Annotated in this window: 14 protein-coding genes; 5 read left to right on the top strand and 9 right to left on the bottom strand. The window is 45.1% G+C overall.

The genetic code is table 11. The features are described from left to right. Nucleotides 1-14: 14 nt before the first annotated feature. The 3 genes from ABDK00_RS14360 to ABDK00_RS14370 form a co-directional block, all read right to left on the bottom strand. On the bottom strand, nt 15-3,485 hold the full coding sequence (locus tag ABDK00_RS14360) for a TonB-dependent receptor (protein WP_346236683.1): 3,471 nt from the start codon (nt 3,483-3,485) through the stop codon (nt 15-17). A gap of 157 nt (nt 3,486-3,642) precedes the next feature. Next, nucleotides 3,643-4,719 carry a FecR family protein gene (locus tag ABDK00_RS14365; protein ID WP_346236682.1) on the bottom strand — a complete coding sequence of 359 codons (1,077 nt, stop codon included), beginning with the start codon at nt 4,717-4,719 and terminating at the stop codon, nt 3,643-3,645. Nucleotides 4,720-4,737: 18 nt separating this feature from the next. Then, complete coding sequence (locus ABDK00_RS14370) at nt 4,738-5,271, bottom strand: RNA polymerase sigma-70 factor (RefSeq protein ID WP_346236681.1); 534 nt, start codon at nt 5,269-5,271, stop codon at nt 4,738-4,740. A gap of 337 nt (nt 5,272-5,608) precedes the next feature. On the opposite strand from ABDK00_RS14370, the gene ABDK00_RS14375 reads away from it, so the two are divergent. The 3 genes from ABDK00_RS14375 (at nt 5,609) to ABDK00_RS14385 (ending at nt 8,187) form a co-directional block, all read left to right on the top strand. Next, nucleotides 5,609-6,808, top strand: a complete 1,200-nt coding sequence (locus ABDK00_RS14375) for a bifunctional 3,4-dihydroxy-2-butanone-4-phosphate synthase/GTP cyclohydrolase II (RefSeq protein WP_346236680.1) — start codon at nt 5,609-5,611, stop codon at nt 6,806-6,808. Nucleotides 6,809-6,831: 23 nt separating this feature from the next. Beyond that, nucleotides 6,832-7,218: an iron chaperone gene (locus ABDK00_RS14380; protein WP_346236679.1), complete on the top strand. Its 387-nt coding sequence runs from the start codon at nt 6,832-6,834 to the stop codon at nt 7,216-7,218. A 114-nt stretch (nt 7,219-7,332) separates the two neighbouring features. Next, nucleotides 7,333-8,187: an endonuclease/exonuclease/phosphatase family protein gene (locus ABDK00_RS14385; RefSeq protein ID WP_346236678.1), complete on the top strand. Its 855-nt coding sequence runs from the start codon at nt 7,333-7,335 to the stop codon at nt 8,185-8,187. An 8-nt stretch (nt 8,188-8,195) separates the two neighbouring features. Here the strand turns inward: ABDK00_RS14385 and ABDK00_RS14390 are convergent, their stop codons facing one another. Continuing rightward, complete coding sequence (locus ABDK00_RS14390) at nt 8,196-13,082, bottom strand: hypothetical protein (protein ID WP_346236677.1); 4,887 nt, start codon at nt 13,080-13,082, stop codon at nt 8,196-8,198. A 158-nt stretch (nt 13,083-13,240) separates the two neighbouring features. Here ABDK00_RS14390 and ABDK00_RS14395 point away from each other — a divergent pair, with 158 nt between their 5' ends. Further along, the gene (locus tag ABDK00_RS14395; protein ID WP_346236676.1) at nt 13,241-16,045 is read left to right on the top strand and encodes a hypothetical protein; all 2,805 of its coding nucleotides are present in this window, start codon (nt 13,241-13,243) and stop codon (nt 16,043-16,045) included. Between the two features lie 3 nt (nt 16,046-16,048). On the opposite strand, the gene ABDK00_RS14400 is transcribed toward ABDK00_RS14395, so the two are convergent. The 3 genes from ABDK00_RS14400 to ABDK00_RS14410 all read right to left on the bottom strand — a co-directional run bounded on the left by ABDK00_RS14400 (nt 16,049) and on the right by ABDK00_RS14410 (nt 22,066). After that, the gene (locus ABDK00_RS14400; protein ID WP_346236675.1) at nt 16,049-17,737 is read right to left on the bottom strand and encodes a PNGase F N-terminal domain-containing protein; all 1,689 of its coding nucleotides are present in this window, start codon (nt 17,735-17,737) and stop codon (nt 16,049-16,051) included. A 151-nt stretch (nt 17,738-17,888) separates the two neighbouring features. Further along, nucleotides 17,889-18,650, bottom strand: a complete 762-nt coding sequence (locus ABDK00_RS14405; RefSeq protein WP_346236674.1) for a hypothetical protein — start codon at nt 18,648-18,650, stop codon at nt 17,889-17,891. Nucleotides 18,651-19,435: 785 nt separating this feature from the next. Then, nucleotides 19,436-22,066, bottom strand: a complete 2,631-nt coding sequence (locus tag ABDK00_RS14410) for a valine--tRNA ligase (protein ID WP_346236673.1) — start codon at nt 22,064-22,066, stop codon at nt 19,436-19,438. A 299-nt stretch (nt 22,067-22,365) separates the two neighbouring features. On the opposite strand from ABDK00_RS14410, the gene ABDK00_RS14415 reads away from it, so the two are divergent. Then, nucleotides 22,366-23,025, top strand: a complete 660-nt coding sequence (locus tag ABDK00_RS14415) for an N-acetylmuramidase family protein (protein WP_346236672.1) — start codon at nt 22,366-22,368, stop codon at nt 23,023-23,025. A 25-nt stretch (nt 23,026-23,050) separates the two neighbouring features. Here ABDK00_RS14415 and ABDK00_RS14420 read toward each other — a convergent pair whose 3' ends face one another. Continuing rightward, nucleotides 23,051-23,593: a hypothetical protein gene (locus ABDK00_RS14420; RefSeq protein WP_346236671.1), complete on the bottom strand. Its 543-nt coding sequence runs from the start codon at nt 23,591-23,593 to the stop codon at nt 23,051-23,053. An 84-nt stretch (nt 23,594-23,677) separates the two neighbouring features. Further along, the gene (locus tag ABDK00_RS14425) at nt 23,678-24,448 is read right to left on the bottom strand and encodes a succinate dehydrogenase/fumarate reductase iron-sulfur subunit (protein WP_346236670.1); all 771 of its coding nucleotides are present in this window, start codon (nt 24,446-24,448) and stop codon (nt 23,678-23,680) included. Between the last annotated feature and the right edge of the window lie 4 nt (nt 24,449-24,452).

Genomic DNA, 24,452 nt, shown 5'->3' on the forward strand with positions numbered 1-24,452 from the left:
TTTTATGTGCTGAATTAAAGTGAAATGTTCAGCCCAAAAGAATACGTTTTAAAAATGGGATAAGAATCCAGCGAGCGCTGCTCGGGGTCATGCTCTTTAAACGAACTAAGCGTGAGCAGGTTGGTGGCGTTTAAATTGAGCTGAACGCCCTGAAGCCCCACACGGCTGATAATACTTTTGGGAACAGCATAAGCAATATTCAGGTTTTTCAACCTTACATATGCGCCGTTTCTGATCCAGAAAGTAGAAGACGACCCTGAGCGATCAGGATCCGTCCAGGAGTTGGATGGCGTGGGATATTTTCCGCCGGGATTCAAATCAGGCTCGTAAGCTTCGGTCCAAAGTTCGAAATAAGGACGGTCGGCCAACTGAAACACACCACCGGAAGCGTCGGTATTCAACGTTTTTACAAATTTGTCGTAAGACCCTACACCCTGCAAGAAAATATTTAAAGAGAAATTTCTCCAACGCAAATCAATCGGCGCCCCAAAGTTTAAACGCGGCACTGCATTCGTTGAAATAACCGTTTGGTCGTTGACATCCACTTTACCATCCGCACCGGGTGCAAATCCATCGCCATTAATATCTTCCAATAAAACATATCCCAGTTGAACGTCGCGGCCAAACTGCGTAAATCCGGCTGGAAGTGCGTCGATCACAGCCTGATCTTTAACCAGCCCTTTGGATACATAGCCGTACACCAATCCTGACGTGGGCTGACCGATTAGATTGCGATAGGCAGGCAAATTGGCCGACTGGGGCCAGCTTACATACTCATCGATTGCATAGCCCGCATTTAAACCAACGGAATAATAAAAATCGCCACGTGACTGTGCATAATTAATCGTTGCTTCCCAACCTCTCACTTTCTGCTCTCCAATATTCACCTGGGGCAGACTGGTGCCAAAAGTACCAGGAATGGTTTCACTTCTCGATACGAGAATCCGCGATCTTTTGGTGGTAAAATAATCAAACGAGAACGTAAGCGCGTCGTTAAAGAATCCCATATCTATACCACCATTAATTGTTTTATTAATGGCCCATGTGATATCAGGATTGGGAACGACATTTTGCGGCGCCAGCCCTGTCAAACTTGAGTTTGCAAAAACATAACCGCCATTACCGGTGCCGGTAAAACTATTCACCACATTGTAGTTGTTCTGAAACTGGAAGGGCGCAATATTCGTGCTGAGCCCGTCGATACCGTCGTATCCCGTCGTTCCGTAAGAAGCACGCACTTTCAAGGTGCTTATCGGATCAACATTAAAAAACTGTTCTTTACTAACGACCCAGCCGGCAGCCACAGAAGGGAAAAATCCAAACTGTTTGCCTTCGGGGAATATATAAGAGCCGTCCTGACGGAATGAAAACTCAGCGATGTATTTAGAAGCATAGTCGTATTTAGCCCGGCCAAAATAAGACAGGCGCGCCTGGTTCAACTCTGAACCATTGAAATTGCGGCGTTCCCTGGCCGGATTGGCAGCTAGTATCTGATCGATATTCGGCGTCAATAAATCTTCGGCCGTTCCATTCATATATTTACGGCTAAATTGGTATTGCTCCACCCCTACAAAAGAAGTCAGGCGGTGCTGGCCAAAAGAACGCGTATAATCAATAAACATGTTGGTTTGATACCGTTCATCGAGATAGGTTTCTTCATCAATTGAAGTGAACGATTTGCCATAGTTGTTGACCACCCGGTTGTTGGCATCAAATTTTAACGGCGCAAGTTTTAGCAGGTCAATACCTGAAGAACCCACCGTTTGTACACGGTAGCTGATATTATGTTCGCCGATAAAATCTTTTTGGAAAAGATTATCCTGTCGATAGTTTCCTAAAACCCTTAATGAAAGCCCTTTAACCTGAGGTATTTGGAGCTCAGCGTTCACCACCGCATTGAACGTGTTATAAAGGATATCGCGATAGTTCACTGAGTTTACGATCTGCGCAGGGTTAAAGCCCCATCCGGGTTGAATGGTCGGATATCCTTCAGGATCGTCGGCAGTAGTCGGCGTTCCATCTGCTTTCGCATAGAAAGGATATAAGCGCGATAAATTAAACGTAGGGCGGTAGAAATCAGCCACCGTAAAACCTTCACCTCCATCATTGTCGTAAGGCCAGAAAAAGCGATTGGTATTCCTGCGATTAAAACTGATGTTTGTTCCCACTTTTAAATTTTTGGAAACGTCTGCATCAACTTTGGCTCTCAATGTATATTTATCAAAGCTGGTATGGTCATAACTTCCCTTGTTGTTGCTGTAATTTCCCGAAAAAAAGTAGCGCACATTGTCGCTTCCGCCCGAAACGTCGAGGCTGTGTTGCTGTGCGAAAGGGTTTCTCCAAAGAATATCATTCACGCTTTGCGGCTGGATGGTTCTGGCGTAGGCAAGCGCTTCTTCGTTAAAGGGTACCTGAAAATTCGGATCGGGATTGGCGCTGGCGCGGTTGTTATGCTTCGCCACACTGTTTCTGTAGATCAGCTCTTGCTCGGGCGTCCAGTCCTGCAAGGGATCAACCGTCCGGCTTGTGGAAACAATACCGCGATAATTCACTTTCACTTTTCCTTTTTTCCCAGATCTTGTTTGCACCACGACCACACCGCCGGCAGCGCGCGCACCATAAATGGCCGCTGCGGCCGCATCCTTCAGAATACTCACCGATTCCACTTCATTGGGATCGAGCACATCAAACTGCGCTTTATCACTTACCACGTTATCGATCACATACAACGGGGCCTGGCCTGCACCACGGATCGAAATGGAGGCGTTGCTTCCTACAAATCCTGAGTTCTGAACGATTTGAGCGCCCGGCAGCCGGCCCGCGAGGCTGGTCGATAACTGCGCACTGGGTATGTTTACAATATCTGACGCTTTAATACTTGACACTGCCGACGTTTGTGTCTGGCGCGACTCAGAGCCGTAGGCCACCACCACAACTTCGTCCATTTTGGTTTCCATCGCCTCCAGCATAACATTGACGCTATTTTCATTGTCCAAAGCAATTTCTTTGGTCACATACCCTACCGCGGAGATCACCAAAACAGTGCCGCTGGGGATATCGAGCGAAAATTGCCCATTGGCGTCTGTAATAGTACCCGTTTGCGAATTTTTGACCTGAACCGAAACGCCAGCGATGGGATCGCCTTTAGCGTCCGTTACTTTACCCGTAATCGGCCTGATTTTAGGGCCGGTTTCCGTAATAGCCACCAGGCGGTTGTTTAGCAAGGAATAGCTGTAATTGGTATTGACAAGAATGGCATCGAGAATTTGCCGCACCGACGCATTTTTCACATGAATGGTAACAAACTCTTTATCAAGCCTGCCTTTATCATGATAAATAAACCGATAATCTGTTTGTTGTTGCACCGCCGCCAGCACTTCTTTAATATTGGCCTCCCTCAGGTTTAAACTGACCGTTTCCTGCGAAAACCCGCTTGCACTCACCTGCAGGCAAGCGACCGTAAGCAGTATCATAAGCATCTTCATAAATAGTAAAATTTTCCGGACCGGCCACAACAGGGCGCAATCCTTTGCTGGTTTAATTTTTTGCATAACTTGCATTGGTTTTTAAAAGTGAGTAATAGTGGTTTACACGCTGCTATTACCGCAATCGGAGGTGTTCCCGCACCTCCTTTTGCTGTAATTATTTTTTTATCTGATAAGCCCCTTTGTCGGTTTTTTGAACCCGAAAAGGAAAAGTAAATTGCAAGGCAGTAAGCGCTTCATCAATCGTTTCATTTTCAAACACGCCGGTAAATTTTTCCTTGGCAAGACTCGAGTCCTGGATGGTGATAGATACCTTATACCACTTTTCCAGCTTTTCGGCCAGGCTGGCAAACGACTCGCTGTTAAACACGAGCTTTTGCTGCATCCAGGAAGTTTCAGGAATGATGCCGCTGGTTTGTTCGGCTTCAAGCGTTTCCATTTTATAGGGAAATGCATCAAAGTCGCGGAAACCACTGCTGCGGCTTTGCTGAGGAATTACAGGAATGGTAATTTTTTCGTTTGGCTTCAGCAATAAACGCAGTTCTTTTTGCGCGCTGTCGGTAACTTCCAGGCTTCCTCTAATTAATGAAGCCTCTACTTCGTTTTCATCGGCGTAAGCACGTATATTAAAAGCAGTGCCTAGCACTTTTATCCGCACCGAGCGCGCCTGAACAGTAAAGGGCAATTGTTTATTATGTGCTACGTCAAAAAAAGCTTCGCCCTCGAGTATCAGGTCTCTGTTGTCAATCCCAAAACCTTTGCTCAGCGAGATATTACTGTTTTCGTTGAGCGTTACTTTTGATCCGTCTGGCAATACCATATCGTGCGGACCGGTTTTTACTTTTGCGGGCGCAGGGTTGGTCAACGCGGTTGTAATTTTTTCGGCAGGGTTCCACAAAAAATAGCTGATAAGCAAAATGCCCGTCGCCACAGCGGCGGCGGCCAGCCACTTTCGCCAGCGCATTTTCTTTTGGCCTGAAAAAGATGTGTCGATCGGCCTGAAATCTTCAGGGAATTCGGCAGTCAGCTTTTTAAGCTGTTGCTGCCAGGCCGCTTTTGATTGCGCATCAGCCGCCGCTTCCTGCCGGTTTGAAAAAAATTCATGATGTAGCTGTAGCCGGGCCGCCACCTGAGGATGCCGCTGCAAAAGCCGCTCATATTCTTCGAGCTCCTCCAGCGTAATATCCTGGGTGAGCTTCTTAGCCGCAAGTTGCCATAATCTGGATAAGGACATCTGTTTTAATTTAAATTTTTACCCGGCTTTATACATGAACCGAACCGTTTCGGTGATTTTTTTAATGGCGATGGCCAGCTGCGCATCAATAGTTTTCACTGAAATATTCAGGATGGCGGCTATTTCTTTATACCGCAACCCATCCTGCTTGGCCAACCTGTAAATATTCCTGCATTTCAACGGCAGTTGCGCCACCGCCGCCTCATACTCGCTGATAATCTCCTTATTGAGTAAAATATCTTCCGGTGTATGATCGTATTTCGCCTGCGCTATTTCGAGTTCGTTCATTTCCCGCGCTGATCGCCTTCCATGCCGAATGCTGTAGCGGACCGCGATATTTTTAGTTGCGATATAGAGATAGCTGTTCAGATTTTGAATTTCGAGCAACCTGGCCCTGTTGCGCCAGATATTCACAAAAACCTCCGACACGGCTTCCTCTGCCACCTGCTGATCATTTGTAATGGCATCAGCAAAACGCAGCAGTTTGGTATAGAACAAATGGTATAGCTTTTCAAACGACTTTGTATCGTTTAAAACAGCTACCGCCTCCATCAACATCTGTATTTCTATTTCATGTTCTATGGCAAAGCATTTGTTGGTTTACAAATTCGTTTCCGTCCGTTGTTCCTATTAAAAAAGAGACGAATACACTATAAAATCCCCTAAAACAATTTAAAAAAAATGCGCCGGCCCGATAATCGGCTTTCTGCCCGCAAAAAACGGCAACAAAAACGACATTTAAGTTGTTTTATACTCTGATTATTAGCGATAATGATGGTTTATGAATGTTGATAAAACCGGTTAAGAAAGCCCGCCGGCGGAGCGAGTGTTGGCTCATTTAAGAGTTGACAGCGCTAAATTGTTTAACTTTGCGAAAATTTTGTATTTCATGCTTGATTCGATAGAAAGCGCTATAGAAGCTATTAAACAAGGAAAACTTGTAATAGCTGTGGATGATGAAGATCGGGAGAATGAAGGCGATTTTATTGCCGCTGCGGGGGCGATCACTCCGCAAATGATCAATTTTATGGCGACGCATGGCCGGGGGTTGATTTGCGCGCCGCTCCCTGAAGACCGGTGTGATGAGCTTGGGCTCGAGCTGATGGTGACCAATAACACGGCGCTTCATGAAACAGCTTTCACCGTTTCTGTTGATCTACTGGGGCATGGCTGCACTACCGGCATTTCGGCCCACGACCGGTCAAAGACTATTGAAGCATTGAACAACCCGTTTACTAATCCGGCCGATTTGGGTCGCCCTGGCCATATTTTCCCGCTCCGTTCAAAAAAAGGCGGCGTGCTTCGCCGCGTAGGCCACACAGAAGCGGCCACCGATCTGGCGCGACTGGCGGGATTTCCTTATCCTTACGGCAGTGTGCTGGTGGAAGTAATGAATGAAGATGGCAGTATGGCTCGCTTGCCCGACCTGCTCAAAGTAGCCGAGAAGTTTGACCTGAAAATCATTTCCATCCAGGACCTGATCGAATATCGCCTGAAGCGCGACTCGCTGATTGAAGAAATTGTCAGGGTAAATATGCCCACTAAATTTGGTGATTTCCAATTGGTGGCATTTAAAGATAAAAACAGCAACAACGAACACCTGGCGCTAGTAAAAGGCGAATGGTCGAGAGACGAACCTGTGCTCACCCGCGTGCATTCTTCCTGTTTTACGGGCGACATACTCGGCAGTTTGCGTTGCGACTGCGGCGATCAGCTCCAAACCGCTATGCAGATGGTTCAACAGGAAGGAAAAGGCATCATTTTGTACATGAACCAGGAAGGCCGTGGCATTGGCCTGATGAATAAATTGAAAGCTTACAAACTTCAGGAAGAGGGCATGGACACCGTGGAAGCCAATCTCCATCTCGGTTTTCAAATGGACGAACGTGATTATGGCGTGGGCGCCCAAATTTTGCGGCACCTGAACGCCACCAAACTTCGGTTGATGAGCAATAACCCTAAAAAGCGAGTGGGGCTGATTGGCTACGGACTGGAGATTGTGGAAAATGTGCCGATTATCATCACTCCCAATGAGCATAACGAAAGGTATCTTAAAACCAAGCGCGAAAAGCTGGGGCACGATTTTTAGCAACTGACAATTTAAATATCATAATGATGCCGAAGCCCGAAAACATTACCGATTACCTGGCCACCATTCCTGAAGAAGCCCAAACAGCGGTGGCAAAAATTCGCAACATTATTAAAAAAACAGCGCCCAAGGCGGAAGAAGGGCTAAGCTACGGCATCGGCGGCTTCAAGCTGAATGGGAAATACTTTATCTACTATTCGGGCTATAAAAAACACACCAGCATTTATCCCGCTCCGCGCGATCACGAAAAATTTGCTGCCGAATTGAGCGCTTATAAAGGCGGCAAGGGCACCATTCAGTTTCCGCTCGACCAGCCGCTGCCTCTTGACCTGATTAAGAGGATCGTGCAATTCCGCTTAAGAGAAAATGAAGAAAAAGCAGCGGCGGCAGGTGCAAAAAAGTTGCGGTGATTTAACGATTATATCATTTAAAAGGCCCGCGCGTTTTAACTAAGTTGTTATCTTCGGCCCGATTATCAAAGTAACAGCTCTTGCTTTGCCATTCATTTTTTAAAAATTTGTCAGATGATTTTTGCTCAAAAATCCCTTAAATGCTGCCTTGTATTGGCTGCCGTTTTCTTCACAGTAATTACACAGGCGCAAACCTATTCCTTTGCTTCCTACAACCTCCGTTTTGATAATAAGAATGATATCGGGAATTTATGGCAAGACCGGAAAGCTTATGTAGCCAGCCTGATACGCTTTCATGACTTTGATATTTTTGGAACACAGGAAGCGCAACCGCACCAATTAGCGGATATCATAAAAGCTTTGCCGGATTATGCCCGCTACGGCAAAGGCCGCGACGATGGCGGCGACCAGGGCGAACATTCCGCTATTTTTTATAAAAAAGATAAATTCCATTTGTTGGCATCCGGAGATTTTTGGCTATCGGAAACGCCCGATAAACCCGGGCTGGGCTGGGATGCCACCTGCTGCAACCGCATCTGCTCCTGGGTGTATGTGCAAGACAAGCAAACCAAAAAGAAGTTTTACTTTTTCAATGTCCATTTCGACCATCAGGGAAAAGTAGCCCGCGTTGAAAGCAGTAAGCTGATGCTGAAAAAAATAGGAACCATTGCGAAGAACGCACCAGCAGTGCTGACCGGTGATTTTAACGCCGATCGCGCATCAGAACCCTATCAGCTGTTGGCCGGCTCCACCATCTTAAGAGACAGTTATAAGGATGTCAAATTCCCCTACGAAAACAACAGTTCTTTTAATGGATTTAAAAAAGACTTTACGACAACCGCCATTATCGATCATATCTTTCTCACCAAAGAGTGGCAGGCTCGCAAATGGGGTGTACTCACGGATACTTACTTTGGAAAATTTCCCTCCGACCATTTCCCGGTTGTTATATCCGTGCAGCTTAAATGACAAGAACGCTAAGGCTCTACTTCCTGAATTGTTTTGGGAATCAGGCTATCGTCTTTTTTATCGGTGGTAACGGGCTGCACCCGGTTTAAAGAATCGGGAGGAAGCGCATTCTTCCTTGCCTCGCGTTCGGCGCGCTTCCGGGCGTTGGAAAACACTTCGCGCAAATTGTTAAATTCTCTTTTAAAAGATATACCGCCACCCGTTCTTTTAAGCTTCGCGGCACCCGTGCTTGAAGTGGTTAAATAATCCAGATTTTCTCTATAAAATAAATTAAGCCGGATCGTGCCGCTGGGGTTCAGCAGCCATTCAGCCGTTACATCGGGCAGAAACTGCACCGTTTGTTGCAGCGTTGATTGCAGGGGCACTTCCAGGGAACTTCCAACAGAAATAACAAATCGGTCTTTGAATAGAGGTACTAACAGCGCCCCACTGACATTAGCCTGGTTGATATTAAAATTATTGGGAGAAAAACCAAATACGTCGCGGTTATACACCGATCCGCTGAAACTCACTCTTACGTTTTGCCCGAGCAGCGAAGCCAATGCGCTGTTCAGCTTCTTGCTCACCTCGTTGAAGAATAAGCCTGATAAGCTCGATATGGTATTATACGTGAGCTCGTTCACCGCAGCGCCAATGCCAATATTAGAGACGCCGGTTTGCGGCGGTGCAAAGCTGTTGAAAACAATCAGATAGGTAACCTGGCGCGTCACCTCTGTCTGGCTGCGCTCAATTTGCTGCAAAGCATTGGTTACGTTAAAATCATTGTTATAACGGCTATTAGGGTCTAATTGAAGTTCAAACTTAAATTCTGGCTTAAAGAGCTCACCTGTGAGTGTGGCGTACACATACACATTTTCGCGCGTGTTGGCATAGCTTCGATCAATATTGATGCCGGCTAAAGGTGCGAAACTTACGCGTTCGGCCCTGTATCTGGCCTGGATATTAATATTTGCCTTTAAAGGGTCGCCCGTCCACGAGATGTAATTTTCCGTTCCGCGTATAATTTCAAAGGGTTTGGGAAAGAACGACTTGAAAGTGTAATTATAAGTTCCCTCGTCAATGTCGAACCGGCCTTTGATCGCCAGAGGTTCGGTAGTGCCCGATTTAATATTCAGCGTGCCCGATCCGCGACCGAAAATCTGATCGCCCGTTAAATCATCCATCACAAATTTCATCAGGACCTTAGGATTGGCCGTCACGTCGAGCTCGTAGGTCATATTGGAAGCTTCCGCCGCGTTCGCCAAACTATCCGTTACTTCTACGCCGTACTTTCTTTCCACCATCCATTCAGGCATTTTGCCCGCATAGCTGTTGGCGGACGCAATGGTGAAATCACTTTCTGTTTCATCAGATGCGATCGCATCTATCTTCATATAACTATTGTCTTCCTCTCCCACCAAAACAAACGAACCGGTCGCTTTTACATTCCCGTAAAACAATTTGTTATCCGCATAAGTAGTGTTTAACACCTGCACCGGCCTGTTATTACGTGCATCGCGCGTGCCCGGCTTTCGGGTTGACACAGTAATATCAAAGAACATGTCTTCAAAAGCATTATGCAAAATACCGCCGCGCAAATAAACGGGGTTGCCGGTGATGGTATCTTCCAATACGATACCGTCCAGATTGATTTCATTTTCGCTGAGCTGAATATCCCGGTCTTCAATTTTATAATAACATTGAGTAAAGTTTACCATGAGCCCTGCATTATGCAGCCGGCCCTTCCCAACAACCGAAAGTGCATTCAAAGGCCCCTTGACTTCAAAATTGCCGGTTATATCGCCGCTGACATTCGAAAACAGCGAGCTTAAAAAGCGGTTGATATATTTTAAATCAAAATGAGTTGGCGTTAAAGAAATAATATTATTGGCCTGCGTTTGTTGGCTTTCAAGATACAAATGTACATCGTAAACCAGGCTCTTATCAGCTGAGCCCAAAGTTTTGCCGTTAACCATCAATTCCTGGGTGGCCATATCGAAAACAATAGTAGCATTGAGGTCACCGATAGAATCGTTATCGAGGCGAATGCCACGGCCCACAAAATCAGTTGAATTAATCTTCATTGTTTTGCCGGGATTTTCAATCAGCACATGCGCATCTACCAGCCCTTCGAGGCGGTTGCGCGGCAGCAGGAAGGGACTGATATCTCCAAGGTTGATATTCTTAAGTGTAATGCCCGCATCGTTCCAGCTGCCCACATCAGAAGGCATAGTTTCAATGCGGATTTCCTGGTTACTTTCCCTCAAAACCAGCAGTCCGTGGGTGGGCGTATTTTTCCGGAATTCAAGTTCTCCCTTGTCTTCAATATTCCAGGTTTTGCCATTGATCACAAAACTAGACGGGCTAAAGCTGATACCCACGCCGTTGCTGTAAGTGCGCACGATCGCGTTGAGCCGCGCCTGGTCTATGGCCTGATCGCCACCGGCTCCGGTAAAAATGCTTACTTCGGAAATATCATTATTCGCATGCACATTAAAGGTGGCCAACTGTATTTGCATGCTGTCCGTCAGGCCGATGTTCGAAACGCTCCCGTACAGTGTAAGACTATCATACGTTCCTTCCGCGTCGATATCGGTGTTTGAAAAACTGAACTGCCTGTATTTAAAGTAAGGAACGTTGACATCGAGAAAAAGCGTATTCCGGTCCATGTTGATACCGCCGGAGATACGACTATTATCAAACCCCTGCAAACTGCTGTCGATAAGGGCTGCAAACTGATCAAACTCGTTTGTCCTGATATCAAAAGTAAAGGACTGCCTGGGCACTTCCGACTGCGGTTGTTTAATATACGCGGGATAATACCTGTTGAGAAACGCGGTAACGGAATTGGGGAGGTCGCGGATGTTAAAAATCCCGTCAACGTCGATATTAAATTCGTTGGACGCGACGCTCAAATGTTTTGCGCTATCCACAACCGAGGAAGTGATCGAAAGCGAGTCAAAAGAGAGCGGCAGGTTGTTGCGGGTCAGCGAGGCTTGCGAAATATTAGCATACCCCAAAAAGTCGTCAATGGTATTGCCGGAAAACTGCGCCGTTATGTTGCCGCTAAAAGCCAGGTTCTCTTCAACCAGCTTTGTATTTAATAAATTGACCGTGTCGATATGCGCCAAAAAATTAAACTCAGGCACTTCCTTGGTAAAATTGGCGAGGCCGTTAATATTTAGAATAGCGTTAGGGTCGTTGATAATAACAGAGCCGTCAAAAATCTTTTTATTGAGCTCTCCGTCCAGCGTTATGTTTTGATAGCGGTACTTTTTATAATCCAGGTATTTTATCCTCGCGTCGAGCGCAATCGTGCCGCTATTAGTTTGAAAACCGGCGCCTTTTAAAGTAGCGTTTAAACTAATAAATCCAAGATTGTCGTCGCGAAGCAGCGGGCCGAGATTTAGCCCTTCGGTAGCTACCGTTCCTGAATAGATCGGGTATTTAGGATTCTGTAGTTTTAAGTTCACGTCGGCTTTTACGGTTCCCAGCGCCGTATGTATCGTTCCATAAGTCACGAAGTCATTAATAAAGCCAGCGAAATTGCCGCTGAAATTCACGAACCCTAACTGGCTCAAATCTGGCGAAGTAATATTTTTCAAAGGTGGAATGAACGCGATGGCATCCGCATACACTGTTTTAAATTCATTGGCTTTGATATCGAGATAAGTGCTTTGTATTTCGGGGAGGCCCGTGATGGAAGCATCGCCCTGAAAATAAGTGTCGGCGCCGGCGCGGATATCCAGGTTTTTCCCAATTAACGATGATACGGGGCCTTTGACATTGCCCGATATTCTAATGCGCTTCTTCCATGTTTTTAAATCCGGCGCAAAATAGGCGATATCATCGCTATTGATTTCCGATTCCTGAAAACGGCCTTCCATGCGCACCTTTTCTTCAAAATCACTCATGTCGCTGAATTTATCAAAGCGCATGCTAAAGTAGTTCGACAGGTGACTGTCATTGGTCTGTATGTCCAGGTTCTCAAAGGTCATCTCCTTCGGCGTAAACCGGGCATCGGCGATCAAATGTTTTACATGAAAGCCGCTTCGCTCTTTTGTGCTTAGCTTGATAGAGGCAGAGACCGTGTCCATCTCCCATTTCACGTCGATAAAATCGCCATTTATTTTTGCAAATTCGATATGTTTTCCATCAAACGCTTCCGGTTCGAGCGGCCGAGAGTCGTTGTCATTTTTAAAAGTGCCGTTTCTTAAGCGGATCGCGCCGACCTGAATTTTCCATTTGTTGTCATTGACGTCGATAGCGCTGGTGTCGGTTACAACCGGTTTCGGAACCGCGATCGCGCTGCCGGGCGGCTTGTTGCCATCATAGTTTCGAATAGCAAAATAGGGTTGGTTGATATTTAAAGATTTGATGTCGATAACCCGTTTCCTAAAATCTACGTTGCGCGAAACGGTGTTTAGCGAAGCCAGGGAAATCGTCATGTCCTGCCCCACCCATCCATCTTGCTGGCGCACGAGGATATTTTTAAGATCCACTTCGCGCAGGGCCAGGTTGATCGAACTCTTTTTTTTCTTTTTAGGCTGATCGGGTGTGGTAAAATAATCAAGCAAGAACTGATGGCGCCACACAGAATCGGATCTTTGCAAGCGAATATAAGCGTCTCTAAGCCCGATATATTTTAATTCCACATTCTGTTTAAGAAAAAACCAGTCGGTGATATTCACGGTCACTTCGCCCGCACTCAGAATGGTGTCTTTTTGCTGGTCTTTTACCAACACCCGCTGCAGGTTCATCTTATTAAAAAGGGAAAAATCAACGCTGCCGATTTCTATAGCTGCTTTCAGATCTTTGGAAAGGCGCGCCGTCACTTTATCGATCAGCCAGTTTTGCACGGGAGGCATTTGTATCAGCACCCATGTTGTCGTCAATAGCAAAATGATTGACGCCAAAGTAATTAGCAATATTTTTCGAAATTTCTTCAGGAAGGTTGTTCTAAAATATTTGTAAAAATAATTTATTAGCGCTCCATTGGCAAATTTCAGGTATAGCTAACTGTTAATTTTATATTTTTATAAGATTCATCATTAGTTACAACGCGTATTCTATAATGCCTAAATGTGGCGCCTTATTATTTTTTGTCTGTTATCTTGTTATAAGCCCGTGGGTTAGCGCCCAGCAATTTGGGGGAACGCCTTTTGCTACCAAATGGCGCCAGATCCGATCCGATACCGCGCGCATCATTTTCCCCGAAGGATTGGATGCCGTGGCAGGAAGGGTTGCCGGTTTGATACAGCGGGCTGCCAAAAGCCGCCAGCTCAGTCTGGGCAATAAGGTGGATCAAATTGACGTGGTGCTGCAAAACCTGCCTGTTAGCACCAACGGTTATGTTTCTTTGGGGCCCTTTCGAAGTGAGTTTTATTTAACGCCCTCGCCCAACAACTTTGACCCCAGCGGGCTTTCATGGCCGGATCAGCTGACGATCCACGAGTATCGCCACGTGCAACAGTTTAACAACTTCAACAACGGATTGAGTGGTGTTATGAAAAAACTTTTCGGGCAGGAAGGTTATGCCTTAGCCGTGAACGCCGCCATTCCCAATTGGTTTTTTGAAGGCGATGCGGTTTATAGCGAAACGGCTTTTTCCCCACATGGCCGCGGCAAATTGCCCTATTTTTTGAAAGCCTTTCCCGCGCTTTGGGCATCCGACAAAAATTACAGCTGGATGAAACTCCGCAATGGCTCGCTGAAAGACTATGTCCCCAATCACTACGATCTCGGCTACCTGATGGTCAATTATGGCGTTGAAAAATATGGATATGATGCCTGGCGCCATATCACGAAGGATGCAAGCGCTTATAAAGGCCTTTTCTATCCCTGGCAAAAAGCGGTAAAAAAACATACAGGCGAGAAGTACACAGGTTTTGTCCATGACGCATTTGAATATTATAAAGGAATATACGGCACGCCAACCTTTGCTCCAGTAAAAGGCCAAAAGCCGCTGGTTCCTGTCAACAAAAAAATATTGACCCATTACCGTTTTCCTTTTCAATTGTCTGACAGCAGCCTGCTTTACCAAAAGTCTTCTAATAACCAACGAGAAGCTTTTTACATCAACAGTTCGGGCGAAGAAAAAATCTTGCGCGTGAAGGATCTCAGCATTGACGAACATTATAGCTATCGCAATGGGAAAATCGTATATGCGGCTTACGAAAACCATCCACGCTGGCGGTGGTTGGGTTACAGTGTTATTAAAATCCTGGATATAAATACAGGCAGGCAGCGATCGCTGCAGCAGAAGACGCGCTATTTTTCTCCTGATATTTCTGCCGACGGGGCTTTTGTCGTAGCCAATAAAGTTTCTCTGAAAGAGGTATCAACCCTTGTGCAATTAAATGCCGACGATGGTACGATTATCAAAGAAATACAAAATGATAGCGTCGCCTATTTTTCCATACCCAAAATAAAAAATGACAGTACTGTCATTAGCGTGGTGCGCAAAAAAGACGCTACCACACATATTGCCTCGATCAATCTTCGCAACGGAACCATTGAAAATATAACGCCGCCTTCCAAAACAATCATCGGCACCATCGACCTGAAAGATGACCGGGTTTATTTTACTGCCTCAAGAAACCTGAAAGACGAACTGTTTTATGTAGATATAAACACAAAGAAAATCTACACGGTAGCCACCACAGGCGTGGGCAGCTATTTTATCAACAGCGATTTTGGGAAGTTAAACTGGAGCGCCTTCACGGCAGACGGTTATCAACCTTACCAGGCCGATGTTGCAACACTGGACTGGCAGCCTGTTGAGTGGCCGGCATTTACTGAATCTTCCGCCCGTTTTTTTTCAGGCGCCCCCCCGCCCCGGTTGGCAGGCACGATCGAAAATAATTTCGAATCAAAACCTTATAAAAAACTGACAGCACCTTTCAATTTCCATAGCTGGCGGCCCAATTATAGCGACCCTGAGTTTAGTTTTACGTTGTATGGAAATAATATTTTAAATACTACACAAACGGAGATTTATTATCTATACAATGAAAGCGACCGCACCCACACTGCCGGCGGCGCTTTGACTTATGGCGGACTTTTTCCTTTTATCACGCTGGGCTCCGCTTATACTTTCGACAGGCGCAGCCTTGCAGCTAAGCAAATAAAAAACTGGGACGAATGGAACAGCTATATCGGCGTTCAGATTCCATTGAGTTGGGCCAGCCGCCGCACTTACAAAGCTTTCACTCTTGGAAGCAATTATTATTACCGATCGGATTTTAATAAAGGGCCGAACGCGGACGAGTTCCAGGCGTTAAAATTCAGTTACCTGGCGCATGGCCTCAGCTGGTCGCAACAAATTCAAAGCACCGTGCAGGATATTTATCCGCGGTTGGGATATAGCACTAACCTGCAGTTCAGGCATGCACTACAACTTTACAACAGCTGGCAACTTTATAAAGGTTTGAACCTTTATTTACCGGGCATCTTCCGGGGGCAAAGCCTTGTGCTCAATGGCGCCATTCAATATTCCGGCAGCCGGCAACGGGTATTCGGCAATCGCATTGCTTACGCGCGCGGCTTCGCAGGCCGGGACTCAGCGGGCGCTTATACGGCGCGTGCTAACTATCATTTCACTTTATTGTATCCCGATTGGGGCTTTGCTAATATCTTTTATTTGCAGCGCGTAAGAGCAAATGCTTTTTATGACCACACGGTTACTTTTAATAAAAACAACACGCAGCGAACTAAACTGCAAAGCGTGGGCGGGGAAATATTTTTAGATACAAAATGGTGGAACCAGCATCCATTGACGCTCGGGTTTCGGGTGGGGCATTTATTAAACCCCCAGCCGCAAAACAGCCGCAAACTATTTTTTGAATTTATATTGCCAACGAATCTGATACCACGCTGATGGCTAATCGGCCAGGATCGCGCCGCTCACGTTCCAGGCGCTAAAACTCTTGCCTTCACGCTCGCCCTGAGGAATTTTGACCTGGATGGTGTGTTTACCGGCCGGAAGATCGCCCAATTGAATTATATAAGGATTGGTTACCGTTCCGGGGCACCAGTTTGACCGGCTTAAATCGGAAGAAGACAAGCCCGAACTAAAATTGCCGGAGGCCGGATTGAATAAGCGGTAAGAGCCGCAGTCTTCGCGCCAGGGCACCATTTTAAAAACCACTTTGTTGTCGAGCAATACGGTGTTTTCTTTTGGAACAAACTCGTCGCCATTGCCCCAACCGCCATGGCCCGTCGTAGTGTAACGCAGTACTGCATTTTTTGCAGGTTCTTTCAATTCAAAATTGACTACAAGGCCGGCGCTTTGATCAAACATGGTAGCATATTCCTGGCCGGCCATTTCCATTATATTTAAAGTGTTGAAAAGCGGGATTACTTTTTTTGGCGCATCGCGGCCGCCCGGATGGAGCGTGATTTCGGCAGTGATTTTATGTCCGCCTTTGTCGTAGTTGCCGATAAAGACGCCGATGTAAATTTCATTTCCGCTTAAAACCGAAGCAAAATCGGAAATATCCTGACGGTAGGGAACCACTTCGTGCCAGTCCTTTCCTTTTAATTCAATATGATTATAGCCTTTGATACCGAAGGGCGTAAAAAAACGCATCAATTCGATGGCGGGATCAAAATTGGCGGTACTCACCACACCCTGGTATTTTTTACCATTTCCATTTTCATAAACAGGCAACTGATTCACACCATTTTTCAAACCATCTAAAAAAGATTGTTGCTTTTCTGTGGGAATTAAAAAGACGGTTCCTGTTCGGTCATAAGCGTCCCCGTTAGATTGTTCTTTCAGTTCGATAAAAATATTTTTAGCCCGGTCTAATTCGGGAAATTTAATTTTTCTTACCACAATCGTTCCGTTTGCAAAGCGCATTACCTCCGGCGGCGCCGTCGTATCTTCTTTTGAAAAATTAATGATCTGGTCTTTAAACAGCGGGATACTTTGAAAGCGGCTTCGCCAGATCTCGTCTTTATAGCTCAGCAGATCGAGTTGTTTGGGGTGGATGCTTTTAAAATAGGCTGGCAGCGGATCGAAAACCTTTTTAACCTCCTGCGCCACGAGCGCTGCATTACCATTGCGAACCATCTCCAATACAAGGCCAAGATCCTGGCCGAGCGCGGTAGGCGCACCTTTTACCGGCAAAGCCTGCGTGTACCAAAATTCAATGGTGTTGGAATTGACGATGGTTTTCGCCTTCTTACATGCAAACCCTAAAATAGTTTTGGTATCATCTAAATATTGAAAATGCTGAGATTTGATGGACGCGGTATCCGTCGTGGCTATAGAAGCATCTTCACTAAGCAGCGTTATCATTTGCTGCGCCAGATTCGATCGATCGATCAGCGTCATTTCCAGCGGGAAACTGCCGGCGCCACTATAATCCTTTTCGTTGGTGAGCAGGGTTTGGTTTGCATTGGTGTAAACGAGGATATTGCTGCCCCTATTGGACGGTTTGCCATTATTAAAAGAAGCATACCGAATGCGATAGGTTTCTGGAGTTGATTGAAATTGTATCTGCGCGGCCAAATCTTCTTTGATAAAGCAAATCAAAATGACCGCCAGTAAATAGTGCAGCTTCATATTTTTTATTTCAAAAGTAAAGAGATTGTATGCAAAGGCATGCGGCACAAAATAACGGGGTTTCAATTCGAAGAAATTTTTTGCTATATCCTGTCGCCAATAAGAAATAATCTCTGCCTACACTACACAGCAATTTCACCCTGGAAATTAATTAGAGCCAACTGCTCAAAATCTTCCCCGCATTCGAATTCGTCTGTTTCATCGTTAAGAGGAAGTCTATAATCTTGTCGTCTGCTTTTGCCATATATTCATTATTGTCAAACCGGTAGAGATTCTTATTGGATCTAATTTTAAAATTCCATACTAAATCCTTAAAAATATGAACTTGTAACGCCTCATCATTAACCACATAAGCGTAACTGAATACATTGTACATCCTGCTATAAGGTAACTTACGTTTGCCATAGCCCATTAAGCTTAGGTTAATTTCATTGACAAAAATACTATCTGGGATGGTGAGTGAAACTTTATCGCCTTTATCAAATGAATGCGATTGGATTCCGGCAGAGCTCCTAATATCTAAATAGTTATTGCCCATGTTTGAAGCCATAAAATTCAGTGATACATTAAGCCTGATGCCAGATTGCAATGTATCCGTACTCATTGATACATTGAGGCTGTCTTTTGAATTAAGCCAGTTTTCAGCAATATTCTTAAACGAGAAAGATACCTCATTAGCGGACTCCTCATATTGTCCGCTTCCGTAATCACTAAGTACAAAGGACGCCTTACTTCCAGGTTTAGGGTTCTCCTGCAAGGCAAACATTGCGAATCTATCTCCTTTAACATTCACATAGAAATCCACTCCGTCCTTATGCAACACGTATATACCACTGGTGCTTTGCGCTATACCAACCACGGGTGGAAACTGTATCCATATCCACACAAATAAAATCAAATATTTTATGGGCATGATTTACCTTTTTGGACTCATATCAGTAAAAAGCGATAACTATCAATCATTCTTTAGAGTTCCATTTTGCTGACGGTAGGCATCTTTTTGTTCTTTTTTATCCACTAAGTAGTGTAATGGCGTAACGCAGCAAATAGCGAAAATAAGAAACATAAAAAAGTACGATATTGAAATTTCTGTATTGGGAATCCAGGCATTAATGAAAAAAGTAGCCGTTATTATTAAAACCAAAATTTCTACACCCAAAAACAAAAGGTATTTACTGAATAGTCGAGGAAGTTTACCTTTCCGAGATAAATAAAGCAAAATAAAATTATAAGGGAGCAATAGAAAAATGAGTAATACTAATGGGGTTATTAAAAATCGTAATAACGGGTCAAGCGCCACATATTCTGAAAAGTTGCCACTAAAAGAGCTGTGGTCCTGCAAAATATCCAGAAGGATAAAATCTCTTATTAAAAAATAAATTGGGAACACCGTAAAAGATACAAGTAGACTAACAAAAACTCTTTTCATTAATACTTTACTTTCATTTCGATTAAACCGTGTTTTATAGATCGGCTTTTACTTCTAACCCCTTTACATCCCTAATAGAAGAAAATCATTAAGATCTGAGCTCTTCAACCTTACCCATTTCGCAATTATTCACAATAATATCAAGCTTTAAAGCCTCCATCGGTATTTGGATTTGAGGACCCGACCAGGTGATCCACACCGACAATTAACGAAATTCCCCCACTTAACGCAGAATTGAGATAAACCACACCATTTTAGTCATATCGCCTTTACAACGCAGCTATAGATTCCTTTAAGGCGCGGATTTTCTCTTCTGCATCGGCTTTCTTTTTTCTTTCGATCTCCACAATTTCAGGTTTGGCATTCTGCACAAAACGCTCATTGCCTAATTTTTTCTCAACAGAAGCGAGAAAACCTTCCAGATAAGCGATGTCTTTTTCCAGCTGCTCTTTTTGAGAACTGGTATCTAACTCGGTCTCCGTTTGAATATACAACTTATCTTTTTGAACTAAAACATTGATACACTTATCTACTGCCGTATCGGTAAATGCAATTTTATCCGCATTGATCTGGCGTTTCAGAATATCCAGCAAAGGTTGATACACCGCCTCATTCTCGGCCTGCACATATAAAGAAATGGCTTCTTTATTTTTAATACCGTTTTTCACACGTGCATCGCGTACCGCGCTGATGACATTTTTCAATATGGTCCCCTGTTGTGCAACTGCGCTATCTATACCGCCAGCCGCCGCAAACTGCTTGATCGAAAGATCATCTTTTTGCTCGCGGAGCTGATGATAAATTTCTTCCGTGATAAAAGGCATATAAGGATGGAGCATATGCAACAACTCCTCTAAAAATTCAATGGTGTGCACGAGTTTGCTTTTATTCGTCGCACCACCAAATTCCGGCTTTTGCCATTCGAGATACCAGCTACAGAAGTCATCCCAAATTAAAGAGTAAATAATTTTAAGCGCTTCGCTGAGTTTAAATTCTTTGAAAAGTTGATCCACTTCGGCTTTCACGGTTTCAATTCTATTGCGCATCCATCGGGCTGCAAAATCGTCCGACGCTTTCTCATCCTCAACGCCATTGGGATTTTGCTCCCACATTTTCACCAGCTTCAGTGCGTTCCAGATTTTGTTATTGAAATTCCGGCCCTGCTCCAACGAAGCTTCATCAAATAATAAATCGTTGCCCGCGGGCGCCGCAATCATAATTCCAAAACGAACGGCGTCTGCGCCATATTTGTCAATCAATTCCAATAGATCGGGGGAGTTGCCCAGCGATTTAGACATTTTACGTCCGAGCTTGTCGCGAACCATACCCGTGAAGTAAACATCTTTAAACGGAATCTCTTTTTCGTAAGCCAGCCCGGCCATAACCATGCGGGCTACCCAAAAGAAAATAATATCCTGCCCGGTAACCAATACCGAAGTAGGATAATAATACTTCAATTCTTCATTGCCGGGATCGGTAATACCTTTAAAAACCTGCGTGGGCCACAGCCAGGACGAAAACCAGGTATCGAGCACATCGTTATCCTGGGTAAGGTCGTCAATAGTGAATGGTGCATGGTCACCTTTTATTTTTAACAGCTCACCAAACGCTCCTTCTTTGGTGGCTCCCACCACACAGGTTCCATCAGGGGCATACCAGGCGGGGATTTGCTGTCCCCACCAAAGCTGGCGGCTGATACACCAATCCTTTACATTTTCGAGCCAGTGTTTATAGGTTGCTAAAAAGCGGTCGCCGGGATGAATTTTTATGTCGCCATCTACAACCGCTTTTAAAGCCGGCTCGGCCAGTTCCTGCATTTTCAGAAACCATTGTGTAGAGATTTTCGGCTCTACAACAGCGTTGCTTCTTTGTGAAAAACCATTCTTATTCGTGATGTCTTCCGTCTTAACCAAATTGCCCGCCGCTTCAAGGTCCGCGGCAATTTTTTTCCTTACGTCAAACCTGTCTTCTCCCACATACAACTGCGCCGCCTCGCTCAGCGTACCATCATCATTTAAGGTATCAATAACCTCCAGATTGTGTTTTAATCCAATATTGTAATCGTTGATATCATGGGCCGGCGTAATTTTTAGTGCCCCGGTTCCAAAATCCATATCTACATAATCGTCGAAGATTACAGGAACCCGACGATTGACGAGCGGAACAAATGCGTAAGCGCCTTTAAGATGTTCATAACGTTTGTCGTTGGGATTAACGCAGATAGCAGTATCGCCCAAAATGGTTTCCGGCCGCGTGGTCGCTATCGTGATAGCCCCGTCCAACCCATCGAGCTTGTAGTCGACATAATACAGTTTGCTTTGTACTTCGCGATACTCCACTTCTTCATCGCTCAGAGCGGTTTTCGCTACCGGATCCCAGTTAATCATGCGGGCGCCGCGATAGATCAACCCTTTTTTATAAAGATCCACAAACACTTTTATCACAGCGTTGTAGTAGTGATCGTCCATCGTAAACGTCACGCGGTTCCAATCGACGCTGCAACCCAGCCTTTCGATTTGGTTGTAAATGATCCCTCCATATTTTTCTTTCCATTCAAATGCATACTCCAGGAAAGCTTCACGCGTCAGGGTGTTTTTATCAATCCCCTTTTCGCGAAGCATCTGAACCACTTTCGCTTCGGTGGCGATTGAAGCATGATCGCTTCCGGGCACCCAGCAGGCATTAAAGCCCGACATGCGCGCGCGCCGCACCAAAATATCCTGCACCGTTTCGTTGAGGGTATGCCCCATATGCAATACACCCGTCACGTTAGGAGGCGGAATGACCACTGTGTAAGCAGGCCTTTCATCTGGTTTACTTTCAAAATATTTTTTTTCCTTCCAACGATTGGTCCAAAATTGCTCCGCAGGAGCCGGTTCAAAATTTTTCGATAATTGCATAGGGCTGCAAATTTACGTCAAAAAAATTTCATTAGATACTCGAAGCTTGGGAGGAAAACCCGCGAAACATTCTTTATAAAATTTTCATTTTTATCGCCAGGGGAATGAAAATTTTATACCTGATAAGTTCCCTGCCCGAAAGTTCAGGCGGGCCTGCCCGAAAGTTCAGGCGGGCATTCGACCCATAAAAACATAAAAAATAACGGATGAAAAAGACACTAAAAATCACGCGAATGAGCGATTGGCGGGCTTGCTTTAAAATTCTATTTTACATACTTTAAACACCACAAAAGCATATTATGCCTAAACCCCTACTAACACAAAAAGATTTTGAAGATGCGGCCCTTCAGATCGGCTGCGAAGTGGCCGCCATTAAAGCGGTTGCTGAAGTCGAAAGCCGCGGCGACGGCTTTTTATCGACCGGTGAACCGAAAATTCTATTTGAGCGCCATATTTTTTCTAAAAGAACAGGCGGCATTTTCGACAAAACCAATCCCGGTATTTCTAATCGTGTGCCGGGCGGTTATGGCACGGTGGCGTCGCAACATAAACGGCTGCAGGAAGCAGTGCCGCTCAACAGGAATGCTGCTTTGATGTCGGCGTCGTGGGGAAAATTCCAGATTATGGGTTTTAACTACACGCTGGCCGGCTACAATTCTTTACAGGAATTTATTACAGCAATGTACCAGGGAGAAAGAGAGCATTTGCTGGCGTTTATAAATTATATCAAAAACACTTTTTTGGATGATGAACTGCGCGATAAACGTTGGACCGATTTCGCCCGAAAGTATAATGGCCCACTTTATTGGAAAAACAAGTATGATACGAAAATGGCGGAGGCCTATAAAAAATTTAGTGGCAGGAGCAAAACTATCGGCACCCGCCAATCGGCCGGCGACCGGAAAAGCCGCGGCATCCGGAAGGCACCACAAAAAGAAATACCTCATTATTTTCAGTAGTCCGCCGCTCCCAGCCGGATTTAGCTTAAAAAATACGCAATTCGATTCCGTGCTTTTTAGCGTAAGGCACGGCTACGGCATCCAGCGCTTTTGTCTTTAGAGCCATCGTTTCATCATGTGTTTCGAATATTTTGCTGATAGCAGCGTCTATTTCCGCCCGGGGCTTTTCTTCATCAATCAATTTGGCCACGTTCGCATAGTCGGTCTCAAAAATGTTCTTTCCAAATTCTAATAAGTCTTTGGAGGCCCTAATGAGTGGCCGGGTTTCCTCGCTTTCCTTCAGCGCCGTAACTTTTGCCAGGGATTCGGTAATCCGATCAACGGTCGTTGCTTTTACATACTCAACAGCGGTTCCGTTCATCTCTGTTTTGCCATCCCGGTAAACAGGGATGCTGTTTTTCTCTTTTAACTCCATCAACTCGGTAAAAAAGCCGGGGCGAAAAAAACCGGTCACCAGATTTGTATTCAGTACAGCAACCTCAATTATCTTCTTAGGAGCGGCCTGCTGACAGGAAGTTGCTATTAACACAAAAAATAGCAGGAACAGGCAGGCATGGTCTTTTTTCATAGTTTAGATTTTTATAAAAGGCCATCTGGTGATAGATGGCCCTGATGCATTTATAGTATAAGTTTCTTTGTTACAGCGTGTCAACTACCCTTTCGCGTCGTTGGCCAAACCAGCAGCTGCAAAATCACGATTCAAACGCGCAATATTGGTAATTTCAATTTCCTTTGGACAAACAGCCTCGCAGGCGCCCGTGTTGGTGCAACTACCAAAGCCTTCTTTATCCATTTGAGCTACCATTGCCAAAGCACGCTTATCTCTTTCCGGCTGTCCTTGTGGCAATAGTGCCAGGTGAGAGGTTTTTGCAGAAAGGAACAACAAGGCCGAGGCGTTTTTACAGGCAGCTACGCAGGCACCACATCCGATACAGGTAGCTGCTGCAAAAGCTTTATCTGCCGTTTCTTTGCCTATCATATGTGTGTTGGCATCGATAGTAACACCTGTATTAACCGACACATACCCACCTGCCTGAATGATTCTGTCGAACGAAGTACGATCTACGATCAAATCTTTCACCACCGGGAATGCATTAGCACGCCAGGGCTCTACCACAATGGTATCACCATCTTTAAAAGCACGCATATGCAACTGACAAGTGGTGGTTCCCTGCCAGGGCCCGTGGGGCCGCCCATTGATATACATAGAACACATACCACAAATACCTTCGCGGCAATCATGGTCAAAAGCAATAGGTTCTTTTCCCTCATGAATCAGCTGTTCATTAAGTACGTCAAACATTTCCAGGAAAGACATTTCCGAAGAGATATCTTTTACATGATATGTTTCAAAAGCACCTTTACTTTTTCCGTCTTTTTGTTTCCACACTTTCAAAGTGAGGTTCATATTGTAATGTTCCATATTA

The sequence above is a fragment of the Niabella insulisoli genome (assembly GCF_039652435.2).
Taxonomy (GTDB): domain Bacteria; phylum Bacteroidota; class Bacteroidia; order Chitinophagales; family Chitinophagaceae; genus Niabella; species Niabella insulamsoli.

Bases quoted from the DNA above. Each gene is read 5' to 3' on its own strand.
- ABDK00_RS14415 (WP_346236672.1), top strand. From the start codon at position 22,366: ATGCCTAAACCCCTACTAACACAAAAAGATTTTGAAGATGCGGCCCTT.
- ABDK00_RS14405 (WP_346236674.1), bottom strand. From the start codon at position 18,650: ATGCCCATAAAATATTTGATTTTATTTGTGTGGATATGGATACAGTTT.
- ABDK00_RS14385 (WP_346236678.1), top strand. From the start codon at position 7,333: ATGATTTTTGCTCAAAAATCCCTTAAATGCTGCCTTGTATTGGCTGCC.
- ABDK00_RS14375 (WP_346236680.1), top strand. From the start codon at position 5,609: ATGCTTGATTCGATAGAAAGCGCTATAGAAGCTATTAAACAAGGAAAA.
- ABDK00_RS14380 (WP_346236679.1), top strand. From the start codon at position 6,832: ATGATGCCGAAGCCCGAAAACATTACCGATTACCTGGCCACCATTCCT.
- ABDK00_RS14360 (WP_346236683.1), bottom strand. From the start codon at position 3,485: ATGAAGATGCTTATGATACTGCTTACGGTCGCTTGCCTGCAGGTGAGT.
- ABDK00_RS14420 (WP_346236671.1), bottom strand. From the start codon at position 23,593: ATGAAAAAAGACCATGCCTGCCTGTTCCTGCTATTTTTTGTGTTAATA.
- ABDK00_RS14395 (WP_346236676.1), top strand. From the start codon at position 13,241: ATGCCTAAATGTGGCGCCTTATTATTTTTTGTCTGTTATCTTGTTATA.
- ABDK00_RS14365 (WP_346236682.1), bottom strand. From the start codon at position 4,719: ATGTCCTTATCCAGATTATGGCAACTTGCGGCTAAGAAGCTCACCCAG.
- ABDK00_RS14425 (WP_346236670.1), bottom strand. From the start codon at position 24,448: ATGGAACATTACAATATGAACCTCACTTTGAAAGTGTGGAAACAAAAA.
- ABDK00_RS14370 (WP_346236681.1), bottom strand. From the start codon at position 5,271: ATGGAGGCGGTAGCTGTTTTAAACGATACAAAGTCGTTTGAAAAGCTA.
- ABDK00_RS14410 (WP_346236673.1), bottom strand. From the start codon at position 22,066: ATGCAATTATCGAAAAATTTTGAACCGGCTCCTGCGGAGCAATTTTGG.
- ABDK00_RS14400 (WP_346236675.1), bottom strand. From the start codon at position 17,737: ATGAAGCTGCACTATTTACTGGCGGTCATTTTGATTTGCTTTATCAAA.